A 21,098-nucleotide genomic window follows, 5' to 3' on the forward strand; every position below is an offset into this window, starting at 1 on the left:
TCGGAACCGGCGGTCCTGTACCCTCGTCGGCGGTGGCGTGTCCGAGCGGCCTAAGGAGCACGCCTCGAAAGCGTGTGAGGGTTAACGCCCTCCGAGGGTTCAAATCCCTCCGCCACCGCTCTGAGATGCAGAAACGCCCGGTCGATCCGCGAGGATCGACCGGGCGTTTTCGCGTCAGAGCTGCTGCTCCCCACCGTCGACGAACAACTCGCCGCCGGTCATGAAGCTGCTCTGGTCGGAGGCGAGGAAGAGCGCGGCGTTGGCGATCTCGTCCGGGTGTGCCATGCGCTGCATGGGCACGCCCGAGGCGATGGCCTTCAGCAACCCGGGAGCCTCCGCGGGGCTGGGCGCGAGGCCCGCGAGCCCGGGGGTCTCGGTCGAGCCGGGGATCAGGGTGTTGACCCGGATCTTCCGGCCGATCAGCTCGGCGGCCCAGGTGCGGCCGAACGAGCGGATGGCCGCCTTGGACGCGGCGTAGACGCTGAACGCCGGGGTGCCGTTGCTGGCGGCGGTCGAGCCGGTCAGCACGATCGACGCGCCCTCGTTGAGCAGGGGCAGGGCCTTCTGCACTGTGAAGATGGTGCCGTAGATGTTGGTGTCGAAGGTGGTGGCCACGTGCTCGACCGTGATCGAGTCGAGCGACCGGAACTCGCCACCGCCGGCGTTGGCGAACACCACGTCCAGGCCGGCGCCCCGCTCCTCGATCGCCCGCATCACCCGGTCCAGGTCGTCGAGCTTGCTGACATCGCTGGCGATGCCGGTGACGCTCGCGCCGATGCTGGCGACGGCCTCGTCCACCGGGCCCTTGCGGCGACCGGTGACGAAGACGTACGCGCCTTCGGCGGCGAAGCGGCGGGCGGCGGCCAGGCCGATGCCAGTGGTGCCCCCGGTGACGAGGGCGGTCTTGCCGTCGAGCTGTCCCACGATGGATCTCCTCTGTTGGGGTGTGGCGGTGTGCGGCCGGCTGGGCCTCCAGCATGTTCTGTACCGAGCAGTACATATCAGACCGTAGCAACCGTCGACCGGGTCCGCAAATTTCTGTACCGATCGGTTTCGCTGTCGGTAGGATGGGCGGAGAAGGGGTGATGAGCTGTGCCGCAGCGAGGTCGGCCACGGGGCTTCGACGCCGACGAGGCGCTCGAGCGCGCTGTGGAGGTGTTCTGGCGTCAGGGGTACGAAGGCGCCTCGGTGAGCGACCTCAGCGAGGCAATGGGGATCAACAAGCCCAGCCTCTACGCCGCCTTCGGCAGTAAGGAGGAGCTGTTCCGCAAGGCCGTGGCCCGCTACGCCGAAAAGGACATGGGGTACGCGCGGGACGCCTTCGCCCAACCGACCGCGTACGAGGTGGTCGCCACCCTGCTGCGCGAGAACGTGGTCGCCGTGACCCGGACCGACCGACCGGCCGGTTGCCTGTCGATCCAGGGCGGCACCAGCTGCTCCACCGAGAACGCGTCCGTCGCCGGGTTCCTCGCCACCAGCCGCCTGGGCGGTGAAGGTGCCCTCGCCGACCGGCTCGCCCGCGCCGTCGCCGAAGGCGACCTACCCGCGCACGCCGATCCGGTAGCGCTCGCCCGCTTCGTCATGATCGTCACCGAGGGGCAGGCGGTGCATGCCGCCGCCGGAGTCAGCCGGGAAGACCTGAGACAGACCGCGGAGATCGCGCTCGCCGGTTTCGTCGCCGCGTCCGGGGCGCGGCCGGGAACGAGCGATTTCGCGACGGTCCACTAGTACGACTTCTGGCGGTCGCTCGGCCGCTGACGCTGTGGTGTTCGGCGAGCCGGCTCTCCGAGTGGAGGGCCGGCTCGCCGCCCGTCACCGGTGCCGTCGGTCCGCTTCCACGTGAACGACTCCGTGGCGGCGCGAGCGTCGGCCGGGATCGAGAAACAGACCCCGAACCGGTCCGCACCCGTCGTCACCGTGGCACCCGTCTCACCCGCCGGCAGCGTCGGGCAGGCGGGCGGGCCGTCGGTACGTGCGAACGCGAGCGAGTACGGCCCGTCCGAGGCGCCGTTGCGCGAGTTGAGCACGGCGAGGAACGGCGCCTGGCCGGTCAGCTCGCAGTGGTACTGGCGCAGCGCCCAGGAGGAGTCACACATGAACGCCCCGGTGGAGTCGATCACCGTCACGTCGGGCGAGCCGGCTCCGGTGGCGTCACCCGAGAGCAGTTCGGTGATGAGGGCGCCGGAAGGGCTGCTCAGCTGAAGGCAGTCGTACTGCGCGGGGTTGGCGAGCTGCCCTCGTACCGGTGCGTCCTGCCAGCCGGTGTCGGACGCCGGCCGGCAGTCGGACGGCAACCACGGCAGCACCGCGAGGTGGTACCGCAGGCCCTCGTCGATCACCGAGTCTGGAGCACCGCCACCGAGCACGAGCGTGTACCTGCCGGCGGTGGGGACCTGACACGACTCGTCCGTGCACACCCGGTGGCCGGTGCTGTCGTAGACGTTCGCGTACTGCCGGTAGTTGTCTTCCCCGACCGCCTTGACCCGGTAGGTGCCCGCGGCGGGGAGGTCCAGGACGCGGCACCGGACGGCGCCGAGCGGGCCGGCCGGGGCGGCGTTGTACGCACCGGGCGTGACCGTCGGGCAGCCGGTCGCGTCCGAGAGGCTGCGCACCTGCATCCGGTAGGTCAGGTCGGTGTCCTCCGACTCCCAGCGGGAGAGGTAGGAGATGACCCGGAAGGTCCCGGTCGACGGAAGGACGCAACCGTCCTCCCCCTCCGTGGTTTCGGTGCACACCACGCCGCCCTGCTCGTCGACGAGCCAGGAGGAGACGTCGTTGTACCGGTCCGGGGTTCGGTAGACCATGACGCGCTCACCGGCCTCGCCGTGGAACGGCTGGCAGTTGGTCTGCACCGCCGAGGTCTGGTGCACCGTCAGGGTCGGCTGGTCCCACCCGAGCCCGGTGGGGGCGGCACAACCTTCGAGCTGGTCGAGCCGGGCCACCGCCACCTGATAGGTGACCGGTTCCCAGTTCCAGTTCTGCGCCACGAACGTGTAGTTGCCGGCCGTCGGTGCGGCGCAGGACCGCGAGGAGTCCCACTCCGTGCACACCACTCGTCCGGCCTCGTCGTACACCTGCCAGTTGAGGTACTGGTTCGCGTACTGCTCCATGCGGACGACCAGCGGGCCGGGGGTGGTGACCCGCAGCGCTTGACAGCTGATGCCCTGGTTCGGCGGCACGGTGCCGGTCCCGATCGCCGCGCCCGGGTCCCCGAATGCGGTCAGGGGCAGGGCCGGACAGCCGACGGACCGTGAGAGCCGCGGCATCTTGAGGGCGTAGGCGGCCTTGTTGCCGTAGGTCTCCTGAAGGAAGAGCCGGTACGGCCCGGACCCTTCGAGCATGCAGTCCGTGGGGTAGCGCACCGAGCAGACCGGCTGGAACTGCCCGTTGAGGATGGCGCCCTGGATGTCCTCCTCACCGCCCGGGTCGGCCAGGTGCAGGACCGTGCCGGCGGGCTGCTTGAACATGAAGCAGCGGGCGGCTCGCCGGTCGGGGCGGCGGTGGCAGGACCGGCCAGCAGGCCCGCCCCGGCGGCGCTGAGGGCGGCCACGGCCGTCCACCTCGCCAGGTATCTCCACACCGGATCGAACACGGTTGTACGCACGCTTGGCTCCCCCGCCGAAGTCGCGCGATCTGCGCGAGCGGAGGCATAATTTCACGAAGCTCGATGCCCAACTATCGGCTTGTCGGGCAGCAGCTGAACGGCTGTTCAGCAGGGGCCGACGCCCTCGTCGAAGAGACGGCGGGCCCAGTCCGCGTACCCGGCGATGGTTTTTCGGACCGTGCGCCCGTCGTGCAGGAACAGGTACGCGCGGTCGCCGCTGCGGGCGAGCAACCCGTCGAGGCGACGCGTCCCCTGTGGAGCGCGCAACCGGCTGACCTCCGGGTAGCGGTCCCAGACCTCATCGACGGGTGAGCCTGCCGCTATGCCCTCCGGTGTCCGCATCGGGTCGCCGACCCAGAGCAGCACGAGCCTGTCCTCCATGAAGACCGGGCTGACCGTGTCGTGGCCGGCGAGCATCGGCCCGCAGGCGTCCAGGCTGGTACGCAGGATGCCGCGTCGGGTCAGCTCGTCCTCGGTGGCACCGAACTCGATGTTGCGCAGGCCGTTCAGGTCAATGATTTCCACGTTGCCGGCGGGCCGGCCGTTCGGAATCGACCCGGTTGGCGGTACGCCGCTGCCCGCGATCGAGGCAGCCGTCAACAGCGTGGCGATAAACGCAAATTGTCGCAATTTCATGGAATCCCCCAGTCCCCAACGGAACGGGAGCGTTCAGGTTGCTGCCGAATGCCGGATTACTGGTTTTCCCACTGTTCGACCAGCTCATCCCAGTAGTCGGCGCTGAGTCGACGCCGCCCGTGTGCCAGCCAACCGTCGGTGTTCCGCTCCAGGTGCAACCCCAGTTCGGCGAACGGGTCGACCCACGTGCCGGGCTCGACACCCAGCTGGGTCAGGGCACCGTTGATCGGCCACCGCTCGCGCGGCCCATCCAACTCGTCGTCGAAGCGTGGGCCCCAGGACGGCACCCCGCCCAGCCACACCGCTGCCGACTGGTAGCCGACGCCACCACCGAACTCCGCCTCCAGATAGGCCACCGGCCCCGACTGTGACCAGCGGGTCAGCACCTCGACCAGCGCCGTCGACAACACCAGGCCGAACGGGTGCTCGGCGCTGCGGTCGTCCGTCGCGTAATCCGGCAGCGACCCGGTCAGCTCGACCACCAACTGGGGCGTGACCGGCAGCAGCCCGAAATCCTGGCGCAGCTCGCCGAGGACCGCGTGATCCAGCTCTGCGGTCTGCTCGCGGAGCAGTTCGATGTCCGCGACCACCGCGCTGAGCTGGTAACCCATGGAACCTCCGGTCGTCCACAGCCTGTGGATAGAACATGTGTACGACGGGATGTCGGCCCGTCGGTGCCTGGCACGGTACCGGGGTCTCGCCCGACGAACGGGCATCGGCGAGCAGGGGCGACGGTGTGGCTGCGGGTCTCCCGGATCGACGGGGTCTACGCGTACCACGCCTCGGTCGACGGGGAGACCTGGCAGCTGATCCGCGTCTTCCTCCTCGACCCGGACACGTCTCGCGACCGGATCGGCCTCGCTGGCCAGTCCCCGACCGGTGAGGGGTGCGGCGTGACCTTCGACGAGATCACGTTCCGGGCGGAACGTCTGGGCGATCTCCGCGACGGCTCCTGACCTACCTGCCGAGGTGGGCGTGTGACCGGGTACAGGTCAGGTGCGTCGGGTGAGCTGGGTGACGAACGCGCGCCAGGCCGTGGGCGCGAAGGCGAGCGCCGGGCCGGTCGGGTCCTTTGAATCCCGTACGCCGATGACGCCGGGCAGATTGTCGGCGACCTCGACGCAGTTTCCGCCGTTGCCGCTGCTGCGGCTGCTCTTGCGCCACCGGGCGCCGTTCAGCTCCATGACTCCGCCACTTCCTGGATGAGTTCGACCGACTGCCAGTGGGACAACGCCTCGCCGCGCACGTTCTCCCATGCCGCCATCATGGCGGCGATGTCCTCGGGGTCGCTAGCCACTTGTCCCTGAAGTTGGTTGTCGAGGTAGCCGGCGACCCGGTGGTCGTGGCTGTGCGCGATCACGAAAGGTCCGTTGAGGCCGGCATAGGCGCCGACCGTGCTGGGCACGACGTGCACCCGGATGTGCGGCTCGACGCAGGCCGACGCCACGGCCAGCAGTTGCTCGCGCATCGTCGACCGGCCGCCCACCGGACGGCGGATGACCGCCTCGTCGACGACCGCCGTGAACTGCGGCGGGTCGTCCCGCTTGAGGATGCCCTGCCGGCCGAGCCGGACCGTGAGATGCCGCTCGATCTCACCGCGAGGGATCAGACCCGCGCCGCCCAGCACCGCGCGGGCGTACGCCTCGGTCTGGAGCAACCCCGGCAGAACTGTCGACTCGTACGACCGAAGCGACACCGCCTCGCGCTCGATCTCCTGCCACGGACGAAACCAAATGGGATCACGACGTCTTGAAGTGTCCGGCCAGATGTCCGACACGTCCTTGTGCAGCGCCTCCGCTGCCGCCAGTCGGTGCCGTGGATGCGGGATGCGGTCCTCGGTCAACCAGCGCCCCACGGTCTTCGGGTCGACGCCGACGGTCTCGGCGAGGGATTCGGTGGTGTGCCCGGTGTCGCTGAGCGCCACCCGAAGAGCGTCGTTCACGGCCCCTCCATTGGATGTCCTAAATATCTGACAACCATATCGCTACGCGGTGTATCTGTCCCGTAACTCTCCCGAGGGTGGTCCACAGAAGACGGCGTGGCCGGTGGAGGCGCAGGAGCCCGGCGGTCGGCGTCAGTCCGGGGTCGCCCCGACGGGGAGGCGGGGCGGCCCCCGTCCACCGCGAAGGAGATCCGCCCATGCCCCGCCGCCGCTACCGGAACCACCTGCCGACCCGACCCACCTGGCGCTGTGCCGCGTGCGGCATCGCCTGGCCCTGCTCGGCGGCGAAGCTGCGGCTGCTCGGCGAATACCGGCACGACCGGCTCGCGTTGACCGTCTACCTGGCGACGCTGCAAACAGAGGCCGGCGAACACCTCACCGACGTCGACCCGGCCCGGCTGACCGACCGCTTCCTCTCCTGGGCCCGCGCCCGCGCCTGACCTCGCCAGCGCACGCTAAGTTCCGGATCGGGGCCGAGGTCGGAGTGGGACGGCAAGGTGGTGTTCGACAAATGAGCAGATACAAGCGGGCCAGCGGCGACGTGACCCGCTGGCCGGACAGCCCGGACGCGCGGAAAGCGCTCCAGGAGTGGTTCACCGACGCTTCGGCCACGGCGTACCTCTCCGGGGATCTTCTTGATTTCCGCGGGGCGGACCTCAGCCGACTCGACCTGGCCGGTGCTTATCTCGCCAACTCCCACCTGGCCGGTGTCCGATTCGAAGAGGCCAACCTCGGCGACGCCGCCACCGCACAGACGACTCAGGGCCGGTCCCCGTTAGGGCCGGCCCTGTCGTTCGTGCTGCTCAGACGAGCGGAGGATACGAGATTCGAACTCGTGAGGGTGTAAACCCAACACGCTTTCCAAGCGTGCGCCCTAGGCCTCTAGGCGAATCCTCCGCGAGCCAGGATACAGGCCCCTGTCGGCCGGGCCACCCCACCACCCCCTGAAGATCGACGGGCGGTCGGGTAGGCTGGGCGTCACCTCCCGTGCGGCGGTATCTCGTGAACCTCCCCAGGGCCGGAAGGCAGCAAGGATAAGCGAGCTCTGCCGGGTGCACGGGAGGCCTTTTTGTCTGTGGGCCGGTTGATCCACTCGGCATCCGTGATGTCGCGGTGTCCCGGCCATGCGGACACCGCGGTTTCCAGGAAGCCGAGTCGATCAAGGCCGATAGCCGAGTCGATCAAGCCCGAAGGCCCAGGCGCCCGGGGTGGTGGGTGGTCACCCGCGCCCGACCGGCGCAGAATGGCTCGGTCGAGAGGAGGCGGGACGAGTGACGCTGGCGCTCTACCGCAAGTACCGGCCGCGTACCTTTGCTGAGGTCATCGGTCAGGAGCACGTGACCGAGCCGCTGTCGCAGGCGCTGCGCAGCGGACGGCTCAACCACGCCTACCTCTTCTCCGGCCCCCGTGGCTGCGGCAAGACCACCAGCGCCCGGATCATGGCCCGCTCGCTCAACTGTGAGCAGGGCCCCACTCCCGAGCCGTGCGGCAAGTGTGACTCCTGCCGCTCGCTGGCCGCCGACGGCGCCGGCTCGATCGACGTGATCGAGATCGACGCGGCCAGCCACGGCGGTGTCGACGACGCCCGCGAGCTGCGCGAGCGCGCCTTCTTCGCGCCGGCCAGCAGCCGCTTCAAGATCTACATCATCGACGAGGCGCACATGGTCTCGACCCAGGGCTTCAACGCCCTGCTCAAGTTGGTCGAGGAGCCCCCGGAGTACGTCAAGTTCATCTTCGCCACCACCGAGCCGGAGAAGGTCCTCGGCACGATCCGGTCGCGGACCCACCACTACCCGTTCCGGCTGTTTCCGCCGAAGGTGGTCCGCCCGTACCTGGAGCAGCTCACCCAGGCCGAGGGCGTCGCCGTCGAGCCGGCGGTCTTTCCGCTGGTGGTCCGCGCCGGTGGCGGCAGCATGCGGGACAGCCTCTCGGTGCTCGACCAGCTCATCGCCGGCGCCGGCGCGGAGGGGGTCAGCTACGCCCGGGCCGTCGCGCTGCTCGGGGTCACCGACTCGGCGCTGATCGACGAGATGTGCGACGCGCTGGCCGCCGGTGACGGCGCGGCCGCGTACGCCACCGTCGACCGGGTCGCCGAGGCCGGGCACGACATGCGCCGGTTCGCCTCCGACCTGCTGGAGCGGCTCCGCGACCTGATCGTGATCCAGCAGGTGCCGGACGCCGCCGCAAAGGGTCTCATCGACGGCCCGGCCGACCAGATCGAGCGGATGGCAGCCCAGGCTTCGCAGCTCGGCTCTGCCACCCTGTCCCGCTGCGCCGACATCGTGCACAACGGCCTGGTCGAGATGCGCGGCACCACCGCGCCTCGCCTGCTGCTGGAGCTGATCTGCGCCCGGATGCTGCTGCCCGGCGCGGACGACTCCACCGGCGGCCTGCTCCAGCGCCTGGAGCGGATGGAACGCCGGCTCACAGTGGGCGGCACCGACGCGCCGTCGGCCGCCGCCGGTTCCGCGCCGACCAACCACCCAGGGGTACGCCCACAGCAAGCCACCCCGGTCCCGGCTGCCGCCACCCCGGCACCTGCGAACGCCCCGACCTCCGCACCGCCGTGGGCTGTCGACCAGGCGGCGTCCCCGGCCCAGGGCGCTTCCGCCCCGGCTGCTTCGGTCACCCGGGCGCCCGCTCCGACCTCCGGTGCACCGGCCACGTACGCCTCGGCGGCCGACTCGCCGATCCCGGCCTCCCCCGGCGCGTCGACCGGGTCGGCCCCCGCTGACCAGGCCGCACCCGTCTCGCCCGCCGGGCCGGCCCCGCGTCGCGTGGTGCCACCGTCGGCGGTGCTTCCCGACCCGGCCACGCCCGCGCCGCCCCGACCCGGAGCACCCGCCGCAGCGCTGGACGCGGTAGCGGTCCGCCGCGTCTGGCCCGACGTGGTCGGCAAGGTCAACCGGACCAACAAGCGGATCGCCGCCCTGATGCGCGACGCGGTCGTCCGCGAACTCGACGGCGACATGCTGGTGCTGACGGTGAAGTCCACAGTGCTGGCCAAGATGATGGCCGACCACGCGGCGGTGCTCACCGACGCGCTGTACGAGGAGTTGGGCGGGCGCTGGCAGATCCGCTGCGAGGTGGCCGGCGAGCGCGGTGGCGTGTCGTTGTCCGGCTCACCGCGCACACAGCAGACCGCACCGGCCCGCCCCGCCGCGCCGCCAGCCACGTCGGACACGCCCGCTGCCGCGACGAACGCCGCGACCCCGACTGCCCCCGGCCCAACGAGCGCGCCGCCAGCCGGGCCAAGCACGAACCGCGCGCCCGGCTCGAACGCAGCGCCTGGCTCGAACGCTGCGCCAAGTTCGAGCGCGGCGGCTGGCTCGAATGGCGCGCCTGGCTTCAGCGCCGCGCCCGGCTCGAATGCTGGGTCAGGCCCGAACGCAGCGCCAGGTGCGAACGCCGCCCGGCCGGGGATTGTGGGACCCAACGCCCCGACCGCCGCCGGTCCGACGAACGCCTCGCCTACCGACGCGAACCCGACCGGCGCTGCCGGCTCGGCTTCACGTGGCGGTGTCGGTGCGGGTTCCGCTGGTCACGGTGCTGGTGGGCAGGGCGCAGCGACCTCCGCCCCGGCGACGGACGACGACGGCGACTGGCCGGCGGCGGCCCGCCCCGGCGGCGGCGCTCTCGCCGCCGAGGCTACGGATGACGAGGACTGGCCGGAGGCCGCCCGACCTGGCGGCGCGTCGGCCGGAAACGAGTCGAACTCCCACTCCGTACCGGCGTCGAGCGGCGCGAACGGCAGCGGCACCAACGGTGGTGGCACCAACGGCACCGGAGCAGGCGGTGCCGGGTCAGCGGCCGGTGGCGGTAAGCCGGGCGGGCGGGGTAACCCGACACCGGCGGCCCGGCAGCCGGCGACAGCCGGTGGTGCGCCGGTGAGCAGCGCCATCGCCGCGGCTCGCGCGGCGGCGGCGGGGCGCGGTGCGCGTACCGGAGCGGCAGCCCGGCCGGTCGCGGACGCCGAATGGGCGGGCGAGCCGCCCTACGACCCGGACTTCGACGGCCCCGCGCGGGCCGGCCGACCCGGCGGCGCGGCACCGGCCGCGGCCCCGGCCTTTGAGGGGTTCGACCCGGGCGACGAGCCGTTGGACGAGATCATCGACGAGAAGACCGCACGGGAGTCCAGCGAGGAGCAGGCGGTACGGCTGCTCCGGGAAACCTTCGGCGCCGAGAAGATCAACGAAGTCGACGCCCGTTAGCGGCCCCGCTCGGCACGGCGATCTTGCAGCTTCGGTCGTCGTCTTGCGTGGAATGCCCCCTTATGTCGAGGCAGGAAGTGCAAGATCGCGCAGGGGAGGGGCCTCGGCGAGCAGGACACCCAGGGCGCAGGCCCAGAGGGGGAAGGGTAGGACGGCTACTCGTTCCATGCCGCCTACCCCGATGGCCAGGCCCTGCTGGGCGGCGAACAGTGTTGTTCCGGCCAGCGCGATCAGCCCGGCGGTGAGGGTTAGCCGTCGCCACCGGCCGAGCGTCGTGGTACGTGGCGCGAAGCCGGCGAGGAGCAGGCCGATGTTGCCCATCCCCATGATCAGGACTGCGCCGAGGACGTGCAGGTTCTCGTCGATGTCGGCCGGGTGGAGGGCCACGAGGGCGTATCCGCCGGTGGCCAGCAGCAGGAGTGTCTGTGCCGTGCGCACCACCGGGCCGTGACCGAGGATCCGCCAGGTCAGCAGGAGCCCGGCGGCGAGCAGGACGGCGGTGGCCAGTGTCGCGGTGTTCATCAGTGGGTGCCACGGTGAGCAGACGTAGCGGGGGCGGGTCGTGTCCCAGATGCCGCAGTGGGCGTTGCCAAGGTCGCTGATGTTGTGGGTGGCCCAGCTGTAGGCGGGCTCGCGCCACCGCAGCCCGGTGATCAGGCTGGCGACGAGGAAGATGGGTGCGGCCGCGAGCCAGCACAGTGCGCCGAGCCGGCCGGTGCGGTTGAGGTTCATGCCACGAGCAGACCAGTGCGACGGCTGTGGGCGCACTACCAGCAGATGGCCGGTTCGGGGTAGGGGTAGCCGTACCCGAAGGCTCGGCGTGGGCGGACGCACCGGGCGGGGCGAGGTCGGTCCCAGCGGATAGGCTGAGCGGCGGTCGAGCAGACGAGTGCGAGAAGGAGCCATCCCGTGCGCCCAGGTGGACAGCCGAACATGCAGCAGATGCTGAAGCAGGCGCAGAAGATGCAGCAGCAGATCGCCGCCGCCCAGGCCGAGCTGGCCGAGGCCGAGCTGACCGGCACCGCCGGCGGCGGGCTGGTCACCGCGACCGTCTCCGGCTCCGGTGAGCTGAAGGCCATCAAGATCGACCCGAAGGCCGTCGACCCGGACGACGTGGAGACGCTGGAAGATCTGGTCGTCGCGGCCGTGCACAACGCCGCCGAGGCGGCCCGGGAGTTGACCGAGCGCAAGATGGGCCCGGTCGCCGGCGGCATGGGCGGCCTCGGCCTGCCCGGTTTCTGAGCCGGCAGATGTACGAAGGTGCCATCCAGGATCTGATCGACGAGCTGGGTCGGCTGCCGGGCGTGGGTCCGAAGAGCGCTCAGCGGATCGCGTTCCACGTCCTCTCGGCGGATCCGGCCGACGTCAACCGGCTGGCCGGCGCGCTGCGCAAGGTCAAGGAGCTGGTGCGGTTCTGCACGACCTGCTACAACGTGGCCGAGTCCGAGCAGTGCCGGATCTGCCGCGACCAGCGTCGCACCGACGAGGTGCTGTGCGTGGTCGAGGAGCCCAAGGACGTGGTGGCCATCGAGCGGACGGGTGAGTTCCGCGGTCGCTACCACGTGCTGGGTGGCGCGATCAATCCGCTGGAGGGGATCGGCCCGGACAATCTGCGCATCCGGGAGCTGATGATCCGGCTCGGTGGCGGCGGGGTACGGGAGTTGATCCTGGCCACGGATCCGAACACCGAGGGCGAGGCGACCGCCACCTACCTGGCGTTGATGGTGAAGCCGATGGGCATCTCGGTGACCCGGCTGGCCAGCGGGCTGCCGGTCGGTGGCGATCTGGAGTACGCCGACGAGATCACCCTTGGTCGGGCCTTCGAGGGGCGCCGCGCGGTCTGATCCCCCTGACGAACGGCCGGTGGCCGGCACCCCGTGTGGGTGCCGGCCACCGCTGCGTCTCTGCCCGGAAATGATCTGACACCTGTGCCCTCATCGGGGCTGTTCGACGTAACAGTTTGGCATCGCGGGTGCTGATTGATCGGTTTTTGCCGCTGTTTACCTAAGAATCGAATGTCAAGCGGCGGTTGAGGCACGATCCGATACCAACCGTCCACTCAGCGGTTTCCGGGTGGACGCATCGGGAGCTATGGTCACCGCCATCGGTGACCCCTGTCACCACGTTGTCCGTACCCCCAAGGACGAGGTGAAGCACACATGCGTGCACCCAGGCCGAAGGTCGCGATCGCGGCCATCGCGGTCGCGGCCCTCGCGGTAGCAGGCTGCGCCGAGAGCAACCGCGACGACGACAAATCCGGTGGTAGCAAGAAGGACACCCTCGTCTTCGGCGTCGCCGGAGACCCGAAGGTGCTCGACCCGAGCTTCGCCAGCGATGGTGAGTCGCTGCGCGTCGCGCGTCAGGTCTTCGAGACCCTGGTCCGACCGGAGGAGGGTGGCACGAAGGTCACCCCCGGCCTGGCCGAGTCCTGGACCCCGGACGCCGCCGGCACCACCTGGACCTTCAAGCTCCGCTCGGGCGTGAAGTTCCACGACGGCACCGACTTCAACGCCGAGGCCGTCTGCGTCAACTTCAACCGCTGGTACAACGCCAAGGGCCTCATGCAGAGCCCGGACGTGACCGCGTACTGGCAGGACGTCATGGGTGGCTTCGCGAAGAACGAGAGCGAAGACCTGCCCGCGAGCCTCTTCAAGTCGTGCGCCGCCAAGGACGCGACCACTGTGGACCTGGCGTTCACCCGGGTTTCCAGCAAGATCCCGGCCGCGCTGATGCTCCCCTCGTTCTCCATCCACAGCCCGAAGGCGCTGCAGGAGTTCGACGCGAGCAACGTCGCGGGCACCGCCGAGGACATCAAGTACCCGGCGTACGCGACGGCGCACCCGACCGGCACCGGCCCGTTCAAGTTCAAGACCTGGGACGTCGCCAACAAGACGCTGACCCTGGAGCGCAACGAGGACTACTCGGGCGCCAAGGCCAAGCTGAAGACCCTCATCTTCAAGACGATTTCGGACGAGAACGCCCGCAAGCAGGCGCTCCGCTCCGGCGACATCCAGGGCTACGACCTGGTTGGCCCGGCCGACGTCGAGCCGCTGAAGAGCGAGGGCTTCAACATGCTCACGCGCCCGGCGTTCAACGTGCTCTACCTGGCCATGAACCAGAAGGGCAACCCGAAGCTCGCCGACATCCGCGTCCGGCAGGCCATCGCGTACGCCCTGAACCGTCAGCAGCTGGTCACCTCCAAGCTGCCGCCGGGTGCCAAGGTCGCCGACAACTTCATGCCGGACACCGTCGAGGGCTGGAACGGTGACGTCACGAAGTACACCTACGACCCGGCCAAGGCGAAGGCGCTGCTGGCCGAGGCCGGCGCGTCGAACCTGACGCTGAAGTTCCACTACCCGACCGAGGTCACCCGGCCGTACATGCCGAACCCGAAGGACATCTTCGAGTTGCTGTCGGCGGACCTGAAGGCCGTTGGCATCACCGTCGAGGCGATCCCGCTGAAGTGGAGCCCGGACTACCTGAACGCCACCACCTCGGGTAGCAAGCACGACATCCACTTCCTGGGCTGGACCGGTGACTACGGCGACGCCTACAACTTCATCGGCACCTTCTTCGACCGGCCGAAGGACGAGTGGGGCTTCAACAACAAGGCCCTGTTCGACCAGTTCAAGGACGCGGACACCACCGCGGACATCGCGGCCCGGACCGAGAAGTACAAGGCCCTGAACAAGTCCGTGATGGAGTTCCTGCCCGGTGTGCCGATCTCGCACTCGCCGCCGGCGATCGTGTTCGGCAAGGACGTGACCGGCGTCAAGGCGAGCCCGCTCACCGACGAGCGCTTCGCGACCGCCGAGTTCAAGTAAGTCCTGATCTGACGCAGCAAGGAACGCGGGCGGGCGCTGTCGCACAGCGCCCGCCCGCAACCCTCCGCACCCCTTCGAGGCCGCCGTGTTCCGGTTCATCGTCAGGCGCCTGCTTCAGCTGATACCCACGCTGTTCGGGCTCTCCCTTCTGCTCTTCATCTGGCTCCGCCGGCTCCCCGGCGGCCCCGAGACCGCCATCCTCGGCGAGCGCGGCACGCCCGAGATGCGTGCCGCCATCCGCCGCAACATGGGGCTCGACGAGCCCATCCTGGTGCAGTACGGCCGGTTCGTCCGGCGGATGATCAAGCTCGACCTGGGCACCTCGACCTCCACCAAGCGGGCGGTCACCACGGAGTTCATCGAGCGCTTCCCCGGCACCGTCGAGCTGACCATCACCGCGATGATCATCGCGATCGGCATCGGCATCCCGCTGGGCTACCTGGCCGCCCGCCGTCGCGGCCGTTTCCTGGACCACGCGTCAGTGGGCGGTTCGCTGATCGGCATCTGCATCCCGGTCTTCTTCCTGGGCTACGTGCTCAAGGCGATCTTCTCGGAGAACCTGCACTGGTTCCCGTCCAGCGGCCGGCAGGACCCGACGCTTGAGGCGACCCGGGTCACCAACTTCTTCGTCCTCGATGGCCTGATGACCCGCGAGTGGGACGCCGCCGCCGACGCGCTCTGGCATCTGGTGCTGCCCGCCATCGCGCTGGCCAGCATCCCGCTGGCGATCATCGTCCGGATCACCCGGGCGAGCGTGCTGGAGGTGCTCAACGAGGACTTCGTCCGCACCGCCGAGGCGAAGGGCCTGACCGAGCAGACGGTCCGTCGCCGGCACGTACTGCGCAACGCGATGCTGCCGGTCGCCACCTCGATCGGTCTGCTCGCGGGCGGCCTGCTCTCCGGCGCGGTGCTGACCGAGACCGTCTTCGCCTTCAGTGGCATTGGAGCGTTCGTCGCCGAGGCCATCGGCCAGCGCGACTATCCGGTGCTGATGGGCTTCATTCTGATCATCGCGGTGGTGTACGTGCTGGTGAACCTCCTGGTCGATCTCTCCTACAGCTTCATCGACCCGAGGGTGAGGGTGCGATGACGCTCAGCCCAGGCAAGAAGCGCGAGAAGATCGACCGGCTCTCCGAGTTGGCCGCCCGTGACGACGAACGCGGCGTCAGCCTCTGGCAGGAGGCGTTCCGCCGGCTGCGCGGCAACCCGGCCGCGATCGTCGGCGCCGTCATCCTGGCGCTCTTCGTACTGGTCGCGGTGGTCGGCCCGTTCCTCGTGCCGTACGCGGCGACGGACACGATCGGCATTCGGGAAGGGCTGATCAAGCCCGGTGTCATCCCCGGCCCGAACGGCGACCACTGGTTCGGCTACGACCATCAGGGCCGTGACGAGTTCAGCCGGATGATCGTGGGTGCCCGGCAGACCCTGCTGGTCGGCGTGGTCTCCACCCTGATCGGTCTGGCGATCGGCGCACTGATCGGTGGCGTCTCCGGTGCTGCGGCCGGCCTCGGTGGCCGGTGGGGGCGGTGGATCGACACCACCCTGATGCGCTTCATCGACATGCTGCTGGCGATGCCGAGCCTGCTGCTGGCGGTGAGCATCGCCGCCCTGCTCGGGGCCAGCCTGACCACCGTGATGATCGCGGTCGGCGTGGTCTCGGTGCCGGTCTTCGCCCGGCTGCTGCGCGGCTCGATGATCTCCCAGGCCAACAGCGACTACGTGCTGGCGGCGACCTCGCTCGGCGTCAAGAAGTCGAAGATCGCGCTGACCCACGTGGTGCCGAACTCGCTCGCCCCGGTGATCGTGCAGGCCACGCTGACCCTGGCCACCGCGATCATCGAGGCCGCGGCGCTCTCCTTCCTCGGCCTCGGCAACCCGGACACCGCCGTACCGGAGTGGGGGGTCATGCTCGCCGACGCGCAGCAGTACCTCGGCATCCGGCCGTCACTGGCGATCTACCCGGCCGTCGCGATCATCATCACCGCGCTCGGCTTCACCCTGCTGGGTGAGGCGATGCGTGAGGCCCTCGACCCGAAGCTGCGGAAGTAGGCCCGGCATGTGTGAAGCGCGAGGAGTGAGCTTGCGAGCCCCGCAGTCGCGAACGGAGGGCCAGTAATGGCACTGCTCGAAGTTGAAGATCTCTCCGTCACGTTCGCGCGCCGCGGCCAGCGGGCCGTGCACGCGGTCGACGGGGTGTCCTTCTCGGTCGACGCCGGTGAGGTGGTCGGCCTGGTCGGCGAGTCCGGCTGTGGCAAGAGCGTCACCTCGCTCGCGATCATGGGTCTGCTGCCCAAGCAGCCCGGCCTGCGGGTCGGCGGCAAGGCCGTCTTCGACGGCACGGACCTGCTCCAGCTCGACGACCGGTCGCGGCGGGACATCCGGGGCCGGGACATCGCGATGATCTTCCAGGACCCGCTCTCCTCGTTGAACCCGGTGATCCCGATCGGGTTGCAGGTGACCGAGGTGCTCGCCCGGCACCGGGGGATGAAGGGCGAGACCGCGGCGAAGGAGGCGGCGGCGCTGCTGGACCGGGTCGGCATCCCCGACCCGAAGCGGCGGCTCAAGGAGTATCCGCACCAGCTCTCCGGTGGGATGCGCCAGCGTGCGCTCATCGCGATGGCGGTGGCCTGCCAGCCTCGGCTGCTGATCGCCGACGAGCCGACCACCGCGCTGGACGTCACCATCCAGGCCCAGATACTGGAGCTGCTCAAGGAACTGGTCCGGGACTCCGGCACCGCACTGTTGATGATCACGCACGATCTCGGTGTGGTGGCCGGCATGGTCGATACCGTCAACGTGCTCTACGGCGGCCGGGTGGTGGAGACGGCCCGCCGTCGTCCGCTGTTCCGCCAGCCGCGTCACCCGTACACAGTGGGTCTGCTCGGCTCGGTGCCGCGCCTTGACGCCGGGCGGGGCGAGAAGCTCAACCCGATCCCCGGTTCGGTCCGCGACCTGCTGCCCTGGCCGGACGGATGCGCCTTCGCCCCGCGCTGCGCCCGTCGGATCGACGAGTGTGTGGGTGAGCCGCCGGAGCTGGTGCACGCGCACGACGGACGGAGCTACCGGTGCGTCAACCCGGAGCCGCTGCCGGGCATGGTGCCCGCCCCGCGCGAGGAGGAATCAGCGTGAGCGAGAACGACGTCCTCGTCGAGGTGCGCGACCTGAAGGTGCACTTCCCGATCAAACGGGGGGTGCTCTTCGACCGGGTGGTCGGCCAGGTGAAGGCCGTCGACGGGGTCGACCTGAGCATCGCGCGGGGCAAGACGTACGGCCTGGTGGGTGAGTCCGGCTGCGGCAAGTCCACGTTGGGCCGGGCGCTGCTCCAGCTCACCCCGCCGACCGCCGGTGAGGTCAGCTTCGACGGCGTCGAGCTGACGACGCTGCCGCCCGGCAAGCTGCGCAGCATGCGTCGCCGGATGCAGATGATCTTCCAGGACCCGATGTCCAGCCTCGACCCCCGGCAGAACGTCGAATCGATCCTGACCGAGGGCCTGCAGACCCACGGGATCGGCACCGACCGCACCGACCGTCGACGGATCATCGGCGAGACGCTGGACGCGGTCGGGCTGCCGCGCTGGGCGCTGTCCCGCTACCCGCACGAGTTCTCCGGCGGGCAGCGGCAGCGCATCGGCATCGCCCGCGCGCTGGTGCTCGGGCCGGAGCTGATCGTCGCCGACGAGCCGGTCTCGGCGCTCGACGTGTCGATCCAGGCCCAGGTGGTCAACCTGCTGGACGAACTCCAGGACAGCCTGGGGCTGACCTACCTGGTGATCGCGCACGACCTCGCGGTGGTGCGGCACATCTCCGACACGGTCGGCGTCATGTACCTGGGCGCGCTGGTCGAGGAGGCGCCGAGCGACCGGCTCTACACCGAGCCGCTGCACCCGTACACCCGGGCGCTGATGTCGGCGGTGCCGGTGCCGGACCCGGACGTGGAGGACCGCCGGGAGCGGATCCTGCTCGCCGGTGACCTGCCGTCCCCGGCCAACCCGCCGTCCGGCTGCCGCTTCCACACCCGCTGCCCGTGGGCGCAGCCCACCCGCTGCGCCGACGAGCGACCGGTGCTGCGGGACATCGGCGTCAGCCGGGTGGCCTGCCACTGGGCCGAGCAGATCGCCAGCGGCGAACTGCGCCCGCACGGGGTCAGCGCGCAGATCGTCCGACCCGAGGGCGAGGGGGACGCGCCGGGCGTGGTCTCCGCGCCCACCGAGCCCGGCTCGTACGTCTGAGACTGGACGCGGTGCCGGCGCTCGTCAGCCCTCGGGGCGGTTCAGCAGCCCCACGGCGACGCCGTGCACCGCGTCCAGCCCAGCCGGGTCGGCCAGCGTGACCGACGTGCCGGTCACCGCGTACCACTCGTCCGCGTCCTTGTACTGCACCCGCACTGTGACCTTGCCGTCCGCGTACTCGGTGCGCAGCGTCAGGTCACCGGTGACGACGCCGACCTCGTCGGTCATCACGCCGCCGGGGCCGGGCACGATGTCGGTGGTGCGGGCCTGCGGGCCGGCCGCCCCGCCCGAATCCGCGACCATGCCGGCACCCGGCACGGCGGCGGGGGTCTCGGCGGTGCCGTCGGCGGTCATGCCGGCGGCGGACGGACCGCTCTCCCCGGCGGCGCTCACGAATCGCTCCCCACTGAACAGCCCTCCAACATGTCGGTCAGGGCGGCCTTCTCGGCGGTGGTCACCGTCAGCCGCCAGTAGTGCTTGACCGCCACCCAGTCCTGGGCGTATTTGCACCAGTAAGACCGGTTTGCCGGCTTCCACTGCGACGGGTCCTGGTCACCCTTTGCCCGGTTCGACGAGGCGGAAACCGCGAAGAGCTGCGGACGGGTGGTGTCGTTGGCGAAATCCCCGCGCTTCGCGTTGTCCCACTCGTCGGCACCCGAGCGCCACGCGTTGGCCAACGGCACCATGTGGTCGATGTCCACGTCGGAGGGATCCGAGAAGCTGCGACCGTCGTACACGCTCTCCCAGCGCCCACCGACCACGTTGCAGCCGGAGAGCTTCACGTCCTTGCCGTCGCGCTGGAGGATGCTGTCCCGGATATCGCAGTTCTTGCCGGTGTCCCGCCAGTGCGGGAAACGCTCCCGGCTGTAGCCCTTCATCGAGCCGGCGGTAGCGACGGTGAGCTGACTCAACTGCTCCGCGGCGTTGCCGCCGTCGCTCGACGGCGGTGTGGTCGGCTCATCCTGCGGGACGCAACCGGCCACGCCGAGCGCCAGCGCCGCGGTGAGCGCGGCCACCGCCGCTCGCGGTCCTGATCTGGTACGCACAGACGACACCTCTCCAGCTTGGGGGCTCCCGGCGATTGCGCACAGTACCCGGGCATGGTTTCGGCGTTTCGTGGCGTCTCCCACATGATGCAAGGCAGATTGGTGGGATGACCGCACCCGTACCGGCGACCGCCCTCCGGATGGGCACCACCGCCGGCCGGGGCACGCTGCTCGCCGCCGTACTCGCCTCTGGCATGGTCTTCCTCGACAGCACCGTCGTCAACGTGGCGCTGCCGAAACTCGGGCAGGACCTCGGCGCGAACGTGGCCGATCTCCAGTGGACCATCAACGGCTATCTGCTGATGCTGGCGGCGTTCGTGCTGCTCGGCGGCGCGCTCGGCGACCGCTTCGGCCGACGACGCGTCTTCCTCATCGGCGTGGTCTGGTTCACCGCCGCCTCCGTGCTCTGCGGGCTGGCACAGGACACCGGCATGCTGATCGCGGCCCGGTTCCTCCAGGGCGCCGGTGGCGCGCTGCTCACACCCGGGTCGCTGTCGGTGCTCCAGGCGAGCTTCCATCCGGACGACCGGGGCCGGGCGATCGGCGCCTGGGCCGGGCTGTCCGGGGTGTCCACAGCGCTGGGCCCGTTCATCGGGGGCTGGCTGATCGACGCGCTCTCCTGGCGCTGGATCTTCTTCCTCAACCTGCCGATCGCCGTGCTGGTGCTGCTCGCCGCCCTGCGCTGGGTGCCGGAGAGCCGGGACGAGAGCGCCTCCCGCACCGAGGGACGGGGTCGGGCCCGACGGCGGTTCGACGTCGCCGGAGCCCTGCTCGGAGCGCTCGCGCTCGCCGGCGTCACCTACGCCCTGATCGACGCGCCGGCTCGCGGGTTCGACTCCGCCGAGGTGCTGATCGCAGCCGTGGTCGGGGTGCTCTCCGCAGTGGCCTTCGTCCTGCTGGAACGGCGGCGTGGCGACGCCGCGATGCTGCCCACCGGGCTGTTCAGCAGCCGACTCTTCTCGGTGCTGAACCTCTTCACAGTCGTCGTCTACGCAGCACTCGGCGGCTTCACCTTCTTCTTCGCCGTCTACCTGCAGAACGTGGTCGGCTGGTCGGCCTTCCGCACCGGCATCGCGTTGCTGCCGATGACAGTGCTGCTGTTGGTCGGCTCCGCGCGCGCCGGTGCGCTGTCGGCCCGGATCGGCCCACGGCTGCCGCTGGCAATCGGACCGGTGGTAGCCGCGGTCGGCCTGCTGCTGCTGCGCGGCGTCGGACCGGGCGCGTCGTACTGGCGGGACGTGCTGCCCGGGGTGCTGCTCTTCGGCATCGGGTTGACCCTGGTGGTGGCACCGCTGACCGCGTCGGTGCTGGCCGCCGTGCAGGACCGGTTCTCCGGTGTGGCCAGCGGGTTCAACAACGCCGCGTCCCGCGCCGGCGGCCTGCTCGCGGTGGCGGCGCTGCCGCTGCTCGTCGGGCTCTCCGGCGGCGGCTACGAGCAGAAGGCCGAGCTGACCGACGCGTTCCGGGCTGCGATGGAGTGGTGTGCCGGGCTGCTCGTGGCCGGCGCGCTGCTGGCCCTGGTGCTGGTCCACCGACCGCCCCGGAAAGCCCCGCCGTCCCAGCCCTGCCATTCACTGCCCGCCGCGACACCCCCGAAGTAGGAAGC

22 protein-coding genes, 2 tRNA genes and 1 other RNA gene are annotated in these 21,098 nt (G+C 70.3%); 15 read left to right on the forward strand and 10 right to left on the reverse strand.

Features of this window, described 5'->3' with window-relative positions:
• The first annotated feature begins 31 nt into the window (after positions 1-31).
• A tRNA-Ser gene (locus FB453_RS32165) sits at positions 32-118 on the forward strand.
• Between the two features lie 56 nt (positions 119-174).
• Here FB453_RS32165 and FB453_RS32170 read toward each other — a convergent pair.
• A complete protein-coding gene (locus FB453_RS32170) occupies positions 175-924 on the reverse strand; it encodes an SDR family oxidoreductase (protein ID WP_145796309.1) in 750 nt (249 codons plus the stop codon).
• A 168-nt stretch (positions 925-1,092) separates the two neighbouring features.
• Here FB453_RS32170 and FB453_RS32175 point away from each other — a divergent pair, with 168 nt between their 5' ends.
• Positions 1,093-1,728, forward strand: coding sequence for a TetR/AcrR family transcriptional regulator (locus tag FB453_RS32175; protein WP_145796312.1), 636 nt, complete (start codon positions 1,093-1,095; stop codon positions 1,726-1,728).
• Here FB453_RS32175 and FB453_RS32180 read toward each other — a convergent pair.
• The 3 genes from FB453_RS32180 to FB453_RS32190 all read right to left on the reverse strand — a co-directional run bounded on the left by FB453_RS32180 (position 1,725) and on the right by FB453_RS32190 (position 4,851).
• Positions 1,725-3,467: a hypothetical protein gene (locus tag FB453_RS32180; RefSeq protein ID WP_145796314.1), complete on the reverse strand. Its 1,743-nt coding sequence runs from the start codon at positions 3,465-3,467 to the stop codon at positions 1,725-1,727. The genes FB453_RS32175 and FB453_RS32180 overlap by 4 nt on opposite strands.
• Positions 3,468-3,709: 242 nt before the next feature.
• Positions 3,710-4,204 carry a hypothetical protein gene (locus FB453_RS32185; protein ID WP_486480563.1) on the reverse strand — a complete coding sequence of 165 codons (495 nt, stop codon included), beginning with the start codon at positions 4,202-4,204 and terminating at the stop codon, positions 3,710-3,712.
• Between the two features lie 92 nt (positions 4,205-4,296).
• The gene (locus tag FB453_RS32190; RefSeq protein ID WP_145796318.1) at positions 4,297-4,851 is read right to left on the reverse strand and encodes a hypothetical protein; all 555 of its coding nucleotides are present in this window, start codon (positions 4,849-4,851) and stop codon (positions 4,297-4,299) included.
• Positions 4,852-4,974: 123 nt separating this feature from the next.
• On the opposite strand from FB453_RS32190, the gene FB453_RS35240 reads away from it, so the two are divergent.
• Positions 4,975-5,196, forward strand: a complete 222-nt coding sequence (locus FB453_RS35240; RefSeq protein ID WP_249037858.1) for a DUF1349 domain-containing protein — start codon at positions 4,975-4,977, stop codon at positions 5,194-5,196.
• Positions 5,197-5,232: 36 nt separating this feature from the next.
• Here FB453_RS35240 and FB453_RS32200 read toward each other — a convergent pair whose 3' ends face one another.
• Complete coding sequence (locus FB453_RS32200) at positions 5,233-5,424, reverse strand: DUF397 domain-containing protein (protein ID WP_145796322.1); 192 nt, start codon at positions 5,422-5,424, stop codon at positions 5,233-5,235.
• The gene (locus FB453_RS32205) at positions 5,415-6,182 is read right to left on the reverse strand and encodes a helix-turn-helix domain-containing protein (protein ID WP_145796324.1); all 768 of its coding nucleotides are present in this window, start codon (positions 6,180-6,182) and stop codon (positions 5,415-5,417) included. Before FB453_RS32205 ends, FB453_RS32200 begins: the two co-directional genes overlap by 10 nt.
• A 197-nt stretch (positions 6,183-6,379) precedes the next feature.
• Between FB453_RS32205 and FB453_RS32210 the strand changes: the two genes are divergently transcribed.
• Positions 6,380-6,622, forward strand: coding sequence for a flavin reductase (locus tag FB453_RS32210; protein WP_112604744.1), 243 nt, complete (start codon positions 6,380-6,382; stop codon positions 6,620-6,622).
• 71 nt (positions 6,623-6,693) lie between these two features.
• The gene (locus FB453_RS32215) at positions 6,694-7,029 is read left to right on the forward strand and encodes a pentapeptide repeat-containing protein (protein WP_145796326.1); all 336 of its coding nucleotides are present in this window, start codon (positions 6,694-6,696) and stop codon (positions 7,027-7,029) included.
• Here FB453_RS32215 and FB453_RS32220 read toward each other — a convergent pair.
• A tRNA-Ser gene (locus FB453_RS32220) sits at positions 6,995-7,079 on the reverse strand. The two genes, FB453_RS32215 and FB453_RS32220, sit on opposite strands and share 35 nt — an antisense overlap.
• An 82-nt stretch (positions 7,080-7,161) precedes the next feature.
• Between FB453_RS32220 and ffs the strand changes: the two genes are divergently transcribed.
• An RNA gene (ffs, locus tag FB453_RS32225) (signal recognition particle sRNA small type) lies at positions 7,162-7,251 on the forward strand.
• Positions 7,252-7,453: 202 nt separating this feature from the next.
• Positions 7,454-10,393, forward strand: coding sequence for a DNA polymerase III subunit gamma and tau (locus FB453_RS32230; protein ID WP_145796328.1), 2,940 nt, complete (start codon positions 7,454-7,456; stop codon positions 10,391-10,393).
• Positions 10,394-10,453: 60 nt separating this feature from the next.
• On the opposite strand, the gene FB453_RS32235 is transcribed toward FB453_RS32230, so the two are convergent.
• On the reverse strand, positions 10,454-11,125 hold the full coding sequence (locus FB453_RS32235) for a DUF998 domain-containing protein (protein ID WP_145796330.1): 672 nt from the start codon (positions 11,123-11,125) through the stop codon (positions 10,454-10,456).
• Between the two features lie 201 nt (positions 11,126-11,326).
• On the opposite strand from FB453_RS32235, the gene FB453_RS32240 reads away from it, so the two are divergent.
• The 7 genes from FB453_RS32240 (at position 11,327) to FB453_RS32270 (ending at position 18,446) form a co-directional block, all read left to right on the forward strand.
• Positions 11,327-11,635 carry a YbaB/EbfC family nucleoid-associated protein gene (locus tag FB453_RS32240; protein WP_007466279.1) on the forward strand — a complete coding sequence of 103 codons (309 nt, stop codon included), beginning with the start codon at positions 11,327-11,329 and terminating at the stop codon, positions 11,633-11,635.
• An 8-nt stretch (positions 11,636-11,643) separates the two neighbouring features.
• A complete protein-coding gene (gene recR, locus FB453_RS32245; RefSeq protein ID WP_091403417.1) occupies positions 11,644-12,237 on the forward strand; it encodes a recombination mediator RecR in 594 nt (197 codons plus the stop codon).
• A 315-nt stretch (positions 12,238-12,552) separates the two neighbouring features.
• Complete coding sequence (locus FB453_RS32250; protein WP_112588588.1) at positions 12,553-14,217, forward strand: ABC transporter substrate-binding protein; 1,665 nt, start codon at positions 12,553-12,555, stop codon at positions 14,215-14,217.
• 85 nt (positions 14,218-14,302) lie between these two features.
• The gene (locus FB453_RS32255; protein WP_088950603.1) at positions 14,303-15,307 is read left to right on the forward strand and encodes an ABC transporter permease; all 1,005 of its coding nucleotides are present in this window, start codon (positions 14,303-14,305) and stop codon (positions 15,305-15,307) included.
• Positions 15,304-16,266 (forward strand): ABC transporter permease, encoded by a 963-nt coding sequence (locus FB453_RS32260; protein WP_091403413.1) that lies wholly within the window; start codon positions 15,304-15,306, stop codon positions 16,264-16,266. Before FB453_RS32255 ends, FB453_RS32260 begins: the two co-directional genes overlap by 4 nt.
• Positions 16,267-16,332: 66 nt before the next feature.
• Entirely contained in the window at positions 16,333-17,346 is a 1,014-nt protein-coding gene (locus FB453_RS32265; RefSeq protein WP_091403410.1) for an ABC transporter ATP-binding protein, read from the forward strand.
• A complete protein-coding gene (locus tag FB453_RS32270; protein ID WP_145796333.1) occupies positions 17,343-18,446 on the forward strand; it encodes an oligopeptide/dipeptide ABC transporter ATP-binding protein in 1,104 nt (367 codons plus the stop codon). The genes FB453_RS32265 and FB453_RS32270 overlap by 4 nt, the downstream gene beginning before the upstream one ends.
• Positions 18,447-18,470: 24 nt before the next feature.
• Here FB453_RS32270 and FB453_RS32275 read toward each other — a convergent pair whose 3' ends face one another.
• Both FB453_RS32275 and FB453_RS32280 read right to left on the reverse strand, forming a co-directional pair.
• Complete coding sequence (locus tag FB453_RS32275) at positions 18,471-18,860, reverse strand: hypothetical protein (protein ID WP_145796367.1); 390 nt, start codon at positions 18,858-18,860, stop codon at positions 18,471-18,473.
• Positions 18,836-19,492, reverse strand: a complete 657-nt coding sequence (locus FB453_RS32280) for an HNH endonuclease family protein (protein ID WP_145796335.1) — start codon at positions 19,490-19,492, stop codon at positions 18,836-18,838. The genes FB453_RS32275 and FB453_RS32280 overlap by 25 nt, the downstream gene beginning before the upstream one ends.
• 107 nt (positions 19,493-19,599) lie before the next feature.
• Here FB453_RS32280 and FB453_RS32285 point away from each other — a divergent pair, with 107 nt between their 5' ends.
• Positions 19,600-21,093, forward strand: coding sequence for an MFS transporter (locus tag FB453_RS32285; RefSeq protein ID WP_145796337.1), 1,494 nt, complete (start codon positions 19,600-19,602; stop codon positions 21,091-21,093).
• Positions 21,094-21,098: the final 5 nt, after the last annotated feature.

The sequence above is a fragment of the Micromonospora sp. CNZ322 genome, from assembly GCF_007827755.1.